Below are 12779 nucleotides of genomic sequence, written 5' to 3'. Positions count from 1 at the left end.
ATGAAGATCGGTGTAATCGGTGGCGGCCAGTTGGGCCGCATGTTGGCCCTGGCGGGGACTCCGCTGGGAATGAACTTCGCTTTCCTCGACCCGGCGCCGGACGCCTGTGCCGCTGCCCTAGGCGAACACCTGCGGGCCGACTACGGCGACCAGGACCACCTGCGCCAGCTGGCCGATGAAGTGGACCTGGTGACCTTCGAATTCGAGAGCGTGCCGGCGGAAACCGTGGCCTTCCTTTCGCAGTTCGTGCCGGTCTACCCGAGCGCCGAAGCCTTGCGCATCGCCCGCGATCGCTGGTTCGAGAAGAGCATGTTCAAGGACCTGGGGATTCCCACCCCCGAGTTCGCCGACATCCAGTCCCAGGCGGATCTCGACGCCGCTGTGGCGCGCATCGGCCTGCCGGCCGTGCTCAAGACCCGCACCCTGGGTTACGACGGCAAGGGCCAGAAGGTCCTGCGCAGCGCCGCCGACGTTGCCGGCACTTTCGCCGAACTGGGCAGCGTGCCTTGCCTGCTGGAAGGCTTCGTGCCGTTCACCGGCGAAGTCTCGCTGATCGCCGTGCGTGCCCGTGACGGGGAAACCCGTTTCTACCCGCTGGTGCACAACACCCACGACAGCGGCATCCTGCGCCTGTCGGTGGCCAGCAGCGATCACCCGCTGCAGGCTCTGGCCGAGGACTACTCCAGCCGCGTGCTCAAGCAGCTGGATTATGTCGGCGTGATGGCGTTCGAGTTCTTCGAAGTCGACGGTGGCCTCAAGGCCAACGAGATCGCCCCACGGGTGCACAACTCCGGGCACTGGACCACCGAAGGCGCCGAGTGCAGCCAGTTCGAAAACCACCTGCGGGCGGTGGCCGGCCTGCCCCTGGGCTCCACGGCCAAGGTCGGTGAGAGCGCGATGATCAACTTCATCGGCCAGGTGCCGCCGGTGGACCAGGTCATCGCCATCGACGACTGCCACCTGCATCACTACGGCAAGGCCTTCAAGGCCGGGCGCAAGGTCGGCCACGCCAACCTGCGTTGTGCCGATCAGGCGACCCTGCAAGCGCAGATCCTCAAGGTGCAAGCGCTGATCGCCGAGTAACAAATCCACCGGCTGGCGGGAACCTTCGTTTCCCGCCGTTCTCTGATAGCGGGAGGCCAGAGCGCTGACTAGGCTTTGGCTTGATCCCCCCTTACAGAGGAACAGCCATGGGCATTATCGGAACCATTTTCATCGGCTTGATCGTTGGTCTGCTGGCGCGTTTCCTCAAGCCGGGAGACGACAGCATGGGCTGGATCATGACCATCCTGCTGGGTATCGGCGGTTCGCTGGCGGCCACTTATGGCGGTCAGGCGCTGGGTATCTACCATGCGGGCCAGGGTGCCGGTTTCATCGGTGCGCTGGTGGGCGCGATCGTCCTGCTGGTGATCTACGGCTTTATCAAGAAAAGCTGATTCCCCCCTGCAAGCCCCCTCTGCCGCTCGGGCAGAGGGGAGCCCCTTTCTTCATCTGAAACTTCAACGCAGCCGACGGTTTGGGCACTAGAATGCCCGGGTTTTTCCGTCCTTCCTTTTTGACCGAGCCAGCCTCTCATGCGCCGTCTTCTATTGACCTTTGTTCTGCTGGGCTGCGGCCTGGCCCACGCTGGCGAACTGCCGGAAACCGACTGGCTGGAGCTGATGCCCAAGTCGGACCAGAAGGCCCTGGAGCAGATGCCGGAAATCGACCACAACTCCCCCGAGGCCAACGGCACCTTCACCGACAAGGGTGGCCTGAAGCAGAGCAAGGGCTTGCCGGCGGTGATGTACTCCACCAAGACCGTGCCGGCGATGAACGACAAGCAGATCCGCCTGGGCGGCTACCCGGTGCCGCTGGAAGCCGATGCCAAGGGCCGCAGCACGCTGTTCTTCCTGGTGCCGTACCCGGGTGCCTGCATCCACGTGCCGCCACCGCCGCCCAACCAGCTGGTGCTGGTGCGCTTTCCCAAGGGCGTGAAGCTGGATGACATCTACACCCCGCTGTGGGTGACCGGCACCCTGAAGATCGAGAAGGTCAGCAATGACCTGGCTGACGCGGCCTACGCCCTGGATGCGGCGAAGGTGCGGGTGGTGCAGGAATCCGACCTGTAGCGGGACTGAGGGGATTAGCCAGGAATTTGGGGCCAGGAGGGCTGTTGTGGCGAGGGAGCTTGCTCCCGCTCGGGCGCGTAGCGGCCGCAAGACCTGAGTACGCGTTCTGCCTGACAGACCGCGGATTCAGGACTTGGGAAGGCTGCGCCTTCCAGCGGGAGCAAGCTCCTTCGCCACGCCCAGCCTGAACACAGGGCCCATCAGCGCAATCGTGGGTCAGAGCGGGGCGGCGCCGATGCTCACGCTCAGGGTGTGGCGGGCGCCGGGGGCCAGGGTGACGATGTCGTCCATCACGTTGGCGGTCTCGATGCACAGCATGCGCTGCCAGCCGTCGTCGGCCATGTCGCTGAACTGCGCGGCGCGGTCGATCCAGGGGTTCCAGATCACCGCGGTGCGCGAGCCTGCGCTGGTCAGGCGAATCCGTCGTTGCCACTCGGGGTCGACGATCTCCAGCTGCGCCGGGACGTTCAGGTAGATGCGATCAGTCTCGCCGCTAAAGTGCAGGGCGCCTTGCTGGACCTTGGTGGTCCAGTCTTCCAGGGTTTCGATGTAGCTCAGCCCGTCCAGGCCTTCGACCTGCACATTGCGCACATCGCTGACGGCGAAATAGCTGTGCAGCGCCTGGCTGATGCTCACGCTTTCAGTACCCAGGTTGTGGCTGCTGAGGCTGATGTGCAGTTGTTGGTCGAGGCGGATGCTCAGGCGCGGTTCCACTGTATGGGGCCAGCCGGGAAAACCGCCAGCGGGGCAGGGCAGGCGCAGTTCCACCAGCAGGCTGTCGCCCTGGCTTTCGATGCCCAGCAGCTCCCAGTCGGTGGCCCGCACCAGGCCGTGGGCCGGTGCCGGTTCAGCGCTTTGGCGCATGGCCTGCACGCTTTGCGGGTTGCGCGCCAGGTTGCCGAACCAGGGCCAGCACACCGGAACCCCGGCGCGGATGCTCTTGCCGCTTTTGAACACGGCCTCGTCGTTGAGCCAGATCAGCGGCTGTTGCCCAGCCACCTGGTAACTGAGGATGTGCGCGCCTTGCTGGGCCACCAGCAGTTCGGCGTCACCGTGGCGGATGCGCCAGCAGTTCAGTTCATCCAGTTTGACGGTTTCGACCTGGGGCGTAGGCATGCTGCTGTTCTCGTTCGCAAGGTTTGGGCGGGCATGGCGCGCATGACCGCCTCCAGGTTTAACGGGCGCGGGGTGGAACCGAGCGGGTGCGGCCGCTGCCGTCGATGGCGACGAACACGAATACCGCCTCGGTGACCTTGCGCCATTCGCTGGACAACGGGTCGTCGCTCCACACTTCGACCATCATCTGGATCGAGCTGCGGCCGATTTCCAGGGTCTGGGTATAGAAGGACAGCTGCGCGCCCACGGCCACCGGCACCAGGAACGCCATGCGGTCGATGGCCACCGTGGCCACCCGGCCACCGGCGACGCGGCTGGCCATGGCGGTGCCCGCCAGGTCCATCTGCGCCACCAGCCAGCCGCCGAAAATATCGCCAAAGCCGTTGGTTTCACGGGGCAAGGCGGTGATTTGCAGGGCCAGGTCGCCTTGCGGGATTGGATCTTCTTGTTCGAGCTCTATCATGCGAGGGGCCTCTGACCCGTGACGCTTCATGGGTACTTCAGGTGAATAGCCGTCTTCAGGAAAAACGATTCAGCCCGAACACACTGCGTTCGTCACGTTCTTTCCAAGGCGTGCTAAAGGGAAACTCTGCGAAATCGACTGGCACTGTCCAGGGACTGGGGCGCGCAGCAGCGTTTTCGCACAACAACCCTTGCCAGGAGCGGCTTTGCGCTCCGCGGTTTGCGAGTATATCGGTCGATAGACTCCGCGACGACCCACTCAGTTCGCAAATTTGTGAGTCATTTGTGCGCCGCTGTGTACGCATTCGAACAATTTGCTATCGTGCCGAACCTGCCAGGCCCCAACCAGCGCTGTTGCGGCTTCCAGAACCGACTAATAAGAGAAGCCCTTGCCATGACCACTGTGCCCGCGAGCGCCGCGCAATCTGCGCAACCCGCCCGTCCGCTGACCCGTAGTGACTACAAGACCTTGTCCCTGTCCGCCCTGGGCGGGGCGCTGGAGTTCTACGACTTCATCATCTTCGTGTTCTTCGCCACCGTGGTCGGCAAGCTGTTCTTCCCGGCGGACATGCCCGAGTGGCTGCGCCTGATGCAGACCTTCGGCATCTTCGCCGCCGGCTACCTGGCTCGCCCCCTGGGCGGGATCGTCATGGCCCACTTCGGTGACCTGCTGGGGCGCAAGAAGATGTTCACCCTGAGCATCTTCATGATGGCGGTGCCGACCCTGATCATGGGCCTCTTGCCGACCTACGCGCAGATCGGCATGTGGGCGCCGATCCTGCTGTTGCTGATGCGGGTGATCCAGGGCGCGGCCATTGGCGGCGAAGTGCCCGGGGCCTGGGTCTTCGTTTCCGAACACGTGCCGCAGCGGCACATCGGCTATGCCTGCGGCACCCTGACGTCGGGCCTGACCGCCGGGATTCTCCTGGGCTCGCTGGTGGCCACGGCGATCAACAGCATCTATACCCCGGTGGAAGTGGCGGACTACGCCTGGCGGATCCCGTTCCTGCTGGGCGGGGTGTTCGGCCTGTTCTCGGTGTACCTGCGCCGCCTGCTGCACGAAACCCCGGTGTTCGCCGAGCTGCAACAGCGCAAGGCCCTGGCCGAAGAGCTGCCGCTGCGCGCGGTGCTGCGCGATCACCGCGGCGCCATCGTGATTTCCATGCTGCTGACCTGGCTGCTGTCCGCCGGGATCATCGTGGTGATCCTGATGACCCCCACCGTGCTGCAGACGGTCTATAAATTCCCGGCCATCACTGCCCTGGAAGCCAACAGCGTGGCCATTGTGTTCCTGAGCCTGGGCTGCGTGATCTCCGGGGTTCTGGCGGATCGTTTCGGCGCTGGCAAGGTGTTCGTGTTCGGCAGTGCCTTGCTGCTGGCCACCTCCTGGACCTTCTATCACGGCTTGCTGGATAACCCGCAGTGGCTGTTCCCGATGTATGCCCTGACCGGTCTGTTTGTCGGCACCATCGGCGCGGTGCCTTATGTGATGGTCAAGGCGTTCCCGGCGGTGGTGCGCTTCAGTGGCCTGTCGTTTTCCTACAACCTGGCCTACGCGATCTTCGGCGGCCTGACGCCAATGGTGGTGACCTGGTTGCTCAAGGAAAGCCCGATGGGGCCGGCCTATTACGTTGCAATCATCTGCGGCATCGGCCTGCTGGTCGGCCTGTACCTGTGGGCCAAGGGCCGCTGATCGCCGCCAGCTTGTAGCCGCTGCCGTAGGCTGCGACAGGGCCGCAGGCCCTGCTGGGCGCTGAAGAGTGTCGCGACCCTGCGGGTCGGTCGCAGCCTGCGGCAGCGGCTACAGAGTTTTTTATCGCTTTATAAAGAAAGGCCAGCCTCCGTTCAGGAGTGCTGGCCTTTCATCTAATTGTCATATTCCGGACATAGAGTGTTCACACGGCCTACAGATACTTGGCCCCGACTTAACACACCCTATCTGCTAGGAGTAAGGCATGAAACTGAAGCGTTTGATGGCGGCAATGACCTTTGTCGCCGCTGGCGTTGCGACTGCCCACGCGGTTGCCGCTGTTGACCCTGCTATCCCGAGCTACACCAAGACCACTGGTGTGTCGGGCAACCTGTCCAGCGTCGGTTCCGATACCTTGGCGAACCTGATGACCCTGTGGGCCGAGAACTACAAAAAAGAATACCCGAACGTCAACATTCAGATTCAGGCCGCCGGCTCCGCCACCGCGCCACCCGCGCTGACCGAAGGCACCTCCAACCTGGGCCCAATGAGCCGCAAGATGAAGGACACGGAACTCGCGGCCTTCGAGCAGAAGTACGGCTACAAGCCAACCGCTATCCCGGTGGCCGTGGACGCCCTGGCAGTGTTCGTGCACAAGGACAACCCGATCCAGCACCTGACCATGGAACAGGTCGACGCGATCTTCTCCTCGACTCGTCTGTGCGGCGCCAAGGAAGAAGTGAAGACCTGGGGCGACCTGGGCGTGAAGGGCGACCTGGCCAACAAGCCGGTCCAGCTGTTCGGTCGCAACTCGGTATCCGGCACCTACGGCTACTTCAAGGAAGAAGCCCTGTGCAAAGGCGACTACAAGCCTAACGTCAACGAACAACCCGGTTCGGCGTCCGTTGTGCAGTCCATCAGCTCCTCGCTAAACGGCATCGGCTACTCGGGCATCGGCTACAAGACCGCCAGCGTGAAGACCGTGGCCCTGGCCAAGAAAGGCAGCAGCGACTTCATCGAAGACACCGAAGAAAACGCCCTGAACGGCAAGTACCCGCTGTCGCGCTTCCTCTACGTCTACGTCAACAAGGCCCCGAACAAGCCTCTGGCCCCGCTGGAAGCCGAGTTCGTGAAACTGGTCCTGTCCAAACAGGGTCAGGAAGTGGTGGTCAAAGACGGCTACATCCCACTGCCTGCCAAGGTGGCCGCCAAGGCCCTGGCTGACCTGGGCCTGAAAGAAGGCGCATAAGCCGCCGCACAAGGGTCCGGCCCCCGGACCCTGTCGTATCCGTAGGAGCTGGCCGGGCGGCGTTGCGCTTGCCAGCCAAAGCGCCCGCAAGGGCGACCAGGGCTCAAGGCGCTGGTCGTCGACCGGCCAGCTCTTACAACCTCATTTTCTGTCCGCTGCCGGCGCTGCCACGCGGCGGATTTGTTGCGTCACTGCATTGTCATCTTTCTGTCATACAGGATCGCTAGGGTGTGCGCATGAATGATCTGGCCAACTCCACCATGACTACGACTTCTCCCCCCAAGCGCATTGACTTCAATACGCCTGAGCTGCAACGCAAGCGCCGTATCCGCGCGCTCAAAGACCGTCTGACCCGCTGGTACGTCCTGGTGGGCGGCCTGGCCGTGCTGGGTGCGATCACCCTGATCTTCTTCTTCCTCGCCTATGTCGTCGCGCCGCTGTTCCAGGGTGCCGAGCTGACCGCCAAGGACCCGCTGACCCCCGCCTGGATGCAGGACGCCGGCAAGCCGCTGATGTTCTCCCTGGAAGAGCAGAACCAGGTGGCCATGCGCGTCTCCGACAAGGGCCAGGCGCTGTTCTTCGACATCGACAGCGGCGCCGAGCTGCGCAAGGTCGACCTGCCGATCCCGGCGGGCGCCAGCGTCACCTCCATCGGCAAGGACCAGCCCGGCAATCCGCTGGTGGTGGTCGGTCTGTCCAACGGCCAGGCTCTGGTGTTCCGCCACACCTACAAGGTCAGCTACCCGGACGGCAAGAAGACCATCTCGCCCGCCATCGAGTACCCCTACGGCGAAACCCCGATCACCCTGAACGAGCAGGGCGGTGCCCTGGAGCACGTCAATCTCAATGCCAGCGATTCGTCGCTGATCGTCGCCGGTTCCACCGGGGCGCAGTTGCATGTGCTGAAGCTGACCCGCGAAGAAAACATGATGACCGGCGAAGTCACCAGCGAGCAGAGCCGCATCGAGCTGCCGCAGATGACCGAGCCGGTCAAGGCGATGTACATCGATCCGCGCCAGCAATGGCTGTATGTGATCAATGGCCGGGCCCTGGCCGACGTGTTCAGTCTGCGGGACAAGAGCCTCAACGGTCGCTACAAACTGCTGGACGACGCCAATGCCGAAGTCACCGCCAGCACCCAGCTGGTGGGCGGCATCTCGCTGATCATCGGCACCTCCAAGGGCGGCCTGGCCCAGTGGTTCATGGCCCGCGATGCGGATGGCGAGCTGCGCCTGAAGCAGATCCGCACCTTCCAGATGGGCACCACGCCCATCGTTGAGATCACCGCCGAAGAGCGTCGCAAGGGCTTCGTCGCCCTGGACGCCGCCGGCAAGCTCGGGGTGTTCCACAGCACCGCCCATCGCACTCTGCTGGTGGACCAGGTGGTGGACGGCCAGGGCCTGTTCGGTCTGTCGCCACGGGCCAACCGGGTGATCGTCGAGGCCGGCGGCAAGCTGCAACCGCTGCTGCTGGACAACCCGCACCCGGAAGTGTCCTGGAGCGCGCTGTGGAGCAAGGTCTGGTACGAGAACTACGACGAGCCTAAATACGTCTGGCAATCCACCGCGGCCAACACCGATTTCGAACCCAAGCTGAGCCTGTCGCCGCTGACCTTCGGCACCCTGAAGGCGGCGTTCTACGCCATGCTGCTGGCGGCGCCATTGGCGGTGGCGGCGGCGATCTACACCGCCTACTTCATGGCCCCGGGCATGCGCCGCAAGGTCAAGCCGGTGATCGAGCTGATGGAAGCGATGCCGACGGTGATCCTCGGCTTCTTCGCCGGCCTGTTCCTCGCGCCTTATGTCGAGGGCCACTTGCCGGGCATCTTCAGCCTGCTGCTCCTGCTGCCGATCGGCATCCTGGTGGCCGGTTTCGCCTGGAGCCGCCTGCCCGAGTCGCTGCGCCTGAAAGTGCCGGACGGCTGGGAGAGCGCGATCCTGATCCCGGTGATCATCCTGGTGGGCTTCCTCTCGCTGTACATGAGCCCGTTCATGGAGAACTGGTTCTTCGGCGGCGACATGCGCATGTGGATCTCCCATGACTTAGGCATCACCTACGACCAGCGCAACGCCCTGGTGGTCGGCCTGGCCATGGGCTTTGCGGTGATCCCGAACATCTACTCGATCGCCGAAGACGCCGTGTTCAGCGTGCCCCGCGGCCTGACCCTGGGCTCCCTGGCCCTGGGCGCCACGCCGTGGCAGACCATGACGCGGGTGGTGATCCTCACCGCCAGCCCGGGGATCTTCTCGGCGCTGATGATCGGCATGGGCCGCGCCGTGGGCGAGACCATGATCGTGCTGATGGCCACCGGCAACACCCCGGTCATGGAAATGAACCTGTTCGAAGGCCTGCGCACCCTGGCCGCCAACGTCGCGGTGGAAATGCCCGAATCGGAAGTCGGCGGCAGCCACTACCGCGTGCTGTTCCTCTCGGCGCTGGTGCTGCTGCTGTTCACCTTCGTCATGAACACCCTCGCCGAGCTGATTCGTCAGCGTCTGCGCAAGAAATACTCGTCGCTTTAAGAAAGGTAGAAGTCTGTGAAACAGAACTCCCTAAAAGACTGGTTCAAGAGCGGCGCCCCGGGCGTCTGGATCAGCGGTGGCGCGGTGTCCATCGCGGTCATCATGACCATCGGCCTGCTGGCGGTGATCGCCGTGCGTGGCCTCGGCCACTTCTGGCCGGCCGACCTGGTGCACGCCAGCTACGACGTGCCGGGCCAGGCCAACCACCTGGTCATCGGTGAAGTGGTGCAGAAGGAAGAAGTGCCCCGGGCACGCCTGAAGAGCGCCGGCCTGCCGGTGCCCGACCAGGGCCCGGAGTTCATGACCCGGGAGCTGATCAAGGTCGGCAACCGTGACCTGAACGGCAACGACTTCACCTGGATCGTCGGCGAGTGGCTGACCAACCAGAGCTACCCGAAAGAGCTGATGGCCATCGAGCGCCGTGAGTGGGGCAACTTCTACGGCTACCTGGTCAACGTCAAGGAAAGCGGCAAGGTGATCGCCGAAGGCGAGGCTGCCTGGCCCGAGCTGCAAGCGCGGATCAACCGGGTGAACCAGCTGGCGGCCCAGCTCAAGACCCTGGAAAAATCCGACATCGGCGCGATCAACGCCGGTCTGGAACGCATCCGCCTGCACGGTCGCAAGCTGGAACTGGACGGCAAGATGAACGCCGCCGCCCAGGCCGACATGGACGCCGAGCGCGCCGAACTCAATGCCCGTTACCAGGAGATCGAGGCGCGCCTGAGCGACCTGCACGCCCAGTTCAACCGTGACAGCCTGACCGCTCGCGATGCCAACGGTAAGGAAATCGAGATCGGCCTGGGCAAGGTGGTGCACGCCTACCAGCCGAACGCCATGGGCACCTTCACCAAGATCGGCTTCTACTTCAGCAAGGTCTGGGAATTCCTCAGCGACGACCCCCGTGAAGCCAACACCGAAGGCGGGATCTTCCCGGCGATTTTCGGCACCGTGATGATGACCCTGATCATGGCCATGATCGTCACCCCGTTCGGCGTGCTGGCGGCGGTCTACCTGCGCGAATACGCCAAGCAGAACACCCTGACCCGGGTGATCCGCATTGCGGTGAACAACCTGGCGGGGGTTCCGGCCATCGTCTACGGGGTGTTCGGCCTGGGCTTCTTCGTCTACGTGCTGGGCGGTTCCGTGGACCGGCTGTTCTTCCCCGAGGCCCTGCCGGCGCCGACCTTCGGCACCCCGGGCCTGCTCTGGGCGTCCCTGACCCTGGCGCTGCTGGCGGTGCCGGTGGTGATCGTGGCCACCGAGGAAGGCCTGGCGCGAATTCCCCGCACCGTGCGCGAAGGGTCCCTGGCCCTGGGTGCGACCAAGGCCGAGACGCTGTGGAAGATCGTCCTGCCGATGGCCAGCCCGGCGATGATGACCGGGATGATCCTCGCGGTGGCCCGCGCCGCCGGTGAAGTGGCGCCGCTGATGCTGGTGGGCGTGGTGAAGCTGGCACCGTCGCTGCCGCTGGACGGCAACTACCCGTACCTGCACCTGGACCAGAAGATCATGCACCTGGGCTTCCACATCTACGACGTCGGCTTCCAGAGCCCCAACGTCGAGGCCGCGCGGCCTTTGGTGTACGCCACCGCGCTGCTGCTGGTGCTGGTGATCGCCACCCTGAACCTGTCGGCCGTGTGGATCCGTAACCACCTGCGCGAGAAATACAAGGCGCTGGACAGCTAACACTCAAGCTTTAAGCCACAAGCGGCAAGCTCCAGGCGGAGCGCCGCTTTGCCCTAACTTGCGGCTTGCAGCTAAAAGCTTGCAGCTACGAACGGAGTGAGACCATGCAACACGAAACCCATTCCCATGGCATCAACATGTCCGCCCTGGGCCGCGACAAGCAGAGCCTGAGCCTGGAACAGGAAACCGTGGCCATCGAAGTGCCCGGTCTGAGCCTGTTCTACGGCGAGAAACAAGCGCTGTTCGACGTCAGCATGAACATCCCCAAGCAGCGCGTGACCGCCTTCATCGGCCCGTCCGGCTGCGGCAAGTCGACCCTGCTGCGGACCTTCAACCGCATGAACGACCTGGTGGACGGCTGCCGCGTGGAGGGGGCGATCAACCTCTACGGCAACAACATCTACCGCAAGGGCGAAGACGTGGCCGAGCTGCGTCGCCGGGTCGGCATGGTGTTCCAGAAGCCCAACCCGTTCCCCAAGACCATCTATGAAAACGTGGTCTACGGCTTGCGCATCCAGGGCATCAACAAGAAGCGCGTGCTCGACGAGGCCGTGGAATGGGCGCTCAAGGGCGCGGCGTTGTGGGACGAGGTCAAGGACCGCCTGCATGATTCGGCCCTGGGCCTGTCCGGCGGTCAGCAGCAGCGTCTGGTGATTGCCCGCACCATCGCCGTGGAGCCGGAAGTGCTGCTGCTGGACGAACCCTGCTCGGCCCTGGACCCGATCTCGACCCTGAAGGTCGAGGAGCTGATCTACGAGCTCAAGTCCAAGTTCACCATCGTCATCGTGACCCACAACATGCAGCAGGCGGCGCGGGTTTCCGACTACACCGCGTTCATGTACATGGGCAAACTGGTGGAGTTCGGTGACACCGACACGCTGTTCACCAACCCGGCGAAGAAGCAGACCGAAGACTACATCACCGGGCGTTACGGCTAGAAAGCAGCTGCAAGCCGCAAGCTTCAAGCGGCAAGTGAGAGCGGTTCAGGGTAACGACATAGATAGCTTGCAGCTTGTAGCTTGCAGCTCACAGCTTTTGCGGAGCAAACCATGATTTCGAAGGAAGGGTTAACCCATCACATCTCCCAACAGTTCAATGCCGAGCTGGAAGAGGTGCGCAGCCACCTGCTGGCCATGGGCGGGCTGGTGGAGAAGCAAGTCAACGACGCGGTCACCGCGCTGATCGAGGCTGACTCCGGCCTGGCCCAGCAGGTGCGCGAGATCGACGACCAGATCAACCAGATGGAGCGCAACATCGACGAGGAATGCCTGCGTATCCTCGCCCGTCGCCAGCCGGCGGCCTCCGACCTGCGCTTGATCATCAGCATCTCCAAGTCGGTGATCGACCTGGAGCGCATCGGCGACGAAGCCACCAAGATCGCCCGTCGGGCCATCCAGCTGTGCGAAGAGGGCGAGGCCCCGCGCGGCTACGTGGAAGTGCGGCACATCGGCGACCAGGTGCGCAACATGGTGCGCGACGCCCTCGACGCGTTTGCCCGCTTCGATGCCGACCTGGCACTTTCCGTGGCCCAGTACGACAAGATCATCGACCGCGAATACAAGACCGCGTTGCGCGAGCTGGCCACCTACATGATGGAAGACCCGCGCTCTATCTCGCGGGTCCTGAGCATTATCTGGGTGCTGCGCTCGCTGGAGCGGATCGGCGATCACGCGCGCAACATTTCCGAGCTGGTGATTTACCTGGTGCGCGGCACCGATGTACGCCATCTGGGACTCAAGCGCATGAAGGAAGAAGTTGAAGGCACAAGTGGCGAATCCGCTAATGTTCCGGATCAAGCTGACGATAAGTAAGAGTGCCCGAGAAGAGCGCCCGGCCCTTTGGCCGGGCGTTTTTGTTTGGGCCCCTCACATTTGAAAAGCAGCACCCGCGAACGAAAAGTCCCGGCGTGACTGAAGAGTTTTGGCAAAGTGCCATCAGCCAGC

11 protein-coding genes are annotated in these 12779 nt (G+C 63.6%); 9 read left to right on the top strand and 2 right to left on the bottom strand.

The genetic code is table 11. The features are described 5' to 3' along the window. The 3 genes from POS17_RS30095 (at nt 1) to POS17_RS30085 (ending at nt 2111) form a co-directional block, all read left to right on the top strand. Nucleotides 1–1083, top strand: coding sequence for a 5-(carboxyamino)imidazole ribonucleotide synthase (locus POS17_RS30095; RefSeq protein WP_060841770.1), 1083 nt, complete (start codon nt 1–3; stop codon nt 1081–1083). Nucleotides 1084–1190: 107 nt separating this feature from the next. Next, nucleotides 1191–1436: a GlsB/YeaQ/YmgE family stress response membrane protein gene (locus POS17_RS30090; protein WP_060841769.1), complete on the top strand. Its 246-nt coding sequence runs from the start codon at nt 1191–1193 to the stop codon at nt 1434–1436. 138 nt (nt 1437–1574) lie between these two features. After that, nucleotides 1575–2111, top strand: a complete 537-nt coding sequence (locus POS17_RS30085; protein WP_060841768.1) for a DUF3299 domain-containing protein — start codon at nt 1575–1577, stop codon at nt 2109–2111. A 216-nt stretch (nt 2112–2327) separates the two neighbouring features. Here the strand turns inward: POS17_RS30085 and POS17_RS30080 are convergent, their stop codons facing one another. Beyond that, on the bottom strand, nt 2328–3227 hold the full coding sequence (locus tag POS17_RS30080; protein WP_060841767.1) for a D-hexose-6-phosphate mutarotase: 900 nt from the start codon (nt 3225–3227) through the stop codon (nt 2328–2330). Nucleotides 3228–3285: 58 nt separating this feature from the next. Beyond that, a complete protein-coding gene (locus POS17_RS30075; protein ID WP_003229628.1) occupies nt 3286–3690 on the bottom strand; it encodes an acyl-CoA thioesterase in 405 nt (134 codons plus the stop codon). A 393-nt stretch (nt 3691–4083) separates the two neighbouring features. On the opposite strand from POS17_RS30075, the gene POS17_RS30070 reads away from it, so the two are divergent. The 6 genes from POS17_RS30070 to phoU all read left to right on the top strand — a co-directional run bounded on the left by POS17_RS30070 (nt 4084) and on the right by phoU (nt 12647). Continuing rightward, a complete protein-coding gene (locus POS17_RS30070) occupies nt 4084–5382 on the top strand; it encodes an MFS transporter (protein ID WP_060841766.1) in 1299 nt (432 codons plus the stop codon). Nucleotides 5383–5644: 262 nt separating this feature from the next. Then, a complete protein-coding gene (locus POS17_RS30065) occupies nt 5645–6628 on the top strand; it encodes a phosphate ABC transporter substrate-binding protein PstS (RefSeq protein ID WP_016964962.1) in 984 nt (327 codons plus the stop codon). Between the two features lie 488 nt (nt 6629–7116). Next, nucleotides 7117–9150: an ABC transporter permease subunit gene (locus POS17_RS30060; RefSeq protein ID WP_173655967.1), complete on the top strand. Its 2034-nt coding sequence runs from the start codon at nt 7117–7119 to the stop codon at nt 9148–9150. A 15-nt stretch (nt 9151–9165) separates the two neighbouring features. Continuing rightward, nucleotides 9166–10836 carry a phosphate ABC transporter permease PstA gene (pstA, locus tag POS17_RS30055; protein WP_060841764.1) on the top strand — a complete coding sequence of 557 codons (1671 nt, stop codon included), beginning with the start codon at nt 9166–9168 and terminating at the stop codon, nt 10834–10836. A 104-nt stretch (nt 10837–10940) separates the two neighbouring features. Beyond that, nucleotides 10941–11774, top strand: coding sequence for a phosphate ABC transporter ATP-binding protein PstB (gene pstB, locus POS17_RS30050; RefSeq protein WP_060841763.1), 834 nt, complete (start codon nt 10941–10943; stop codon nt 11772–11774). Between the two features lie 111 nt (nt 11775–11885). Next, nucleotides 11886–12647: a phosphate signaling complex protein PhoU gene (gene phoU / locus POS17_RS30045; RefSeq protein ID WP_016964958.1), complete on the top strand. Its 762-nt coding sequence runs from the start codon at nt 11886–11888 to the stop codon at nt 12645–12647. Nucleotides 12648–12779: the final 132 nt, after the last annotated feature.

It is taken from the genome of Pseudomonas sp. Os17 (assembly GCF_001547895.1).
Classification (GTDB): Bacteria; Pseudomonadota; Gammaproteobacteria; order Pseudomonadales; family Pseudomonadaceae; genus Aquipseudomonas.
This window is presented reverse-complemented; position numbering and strand designations above follow the sequence as displayed.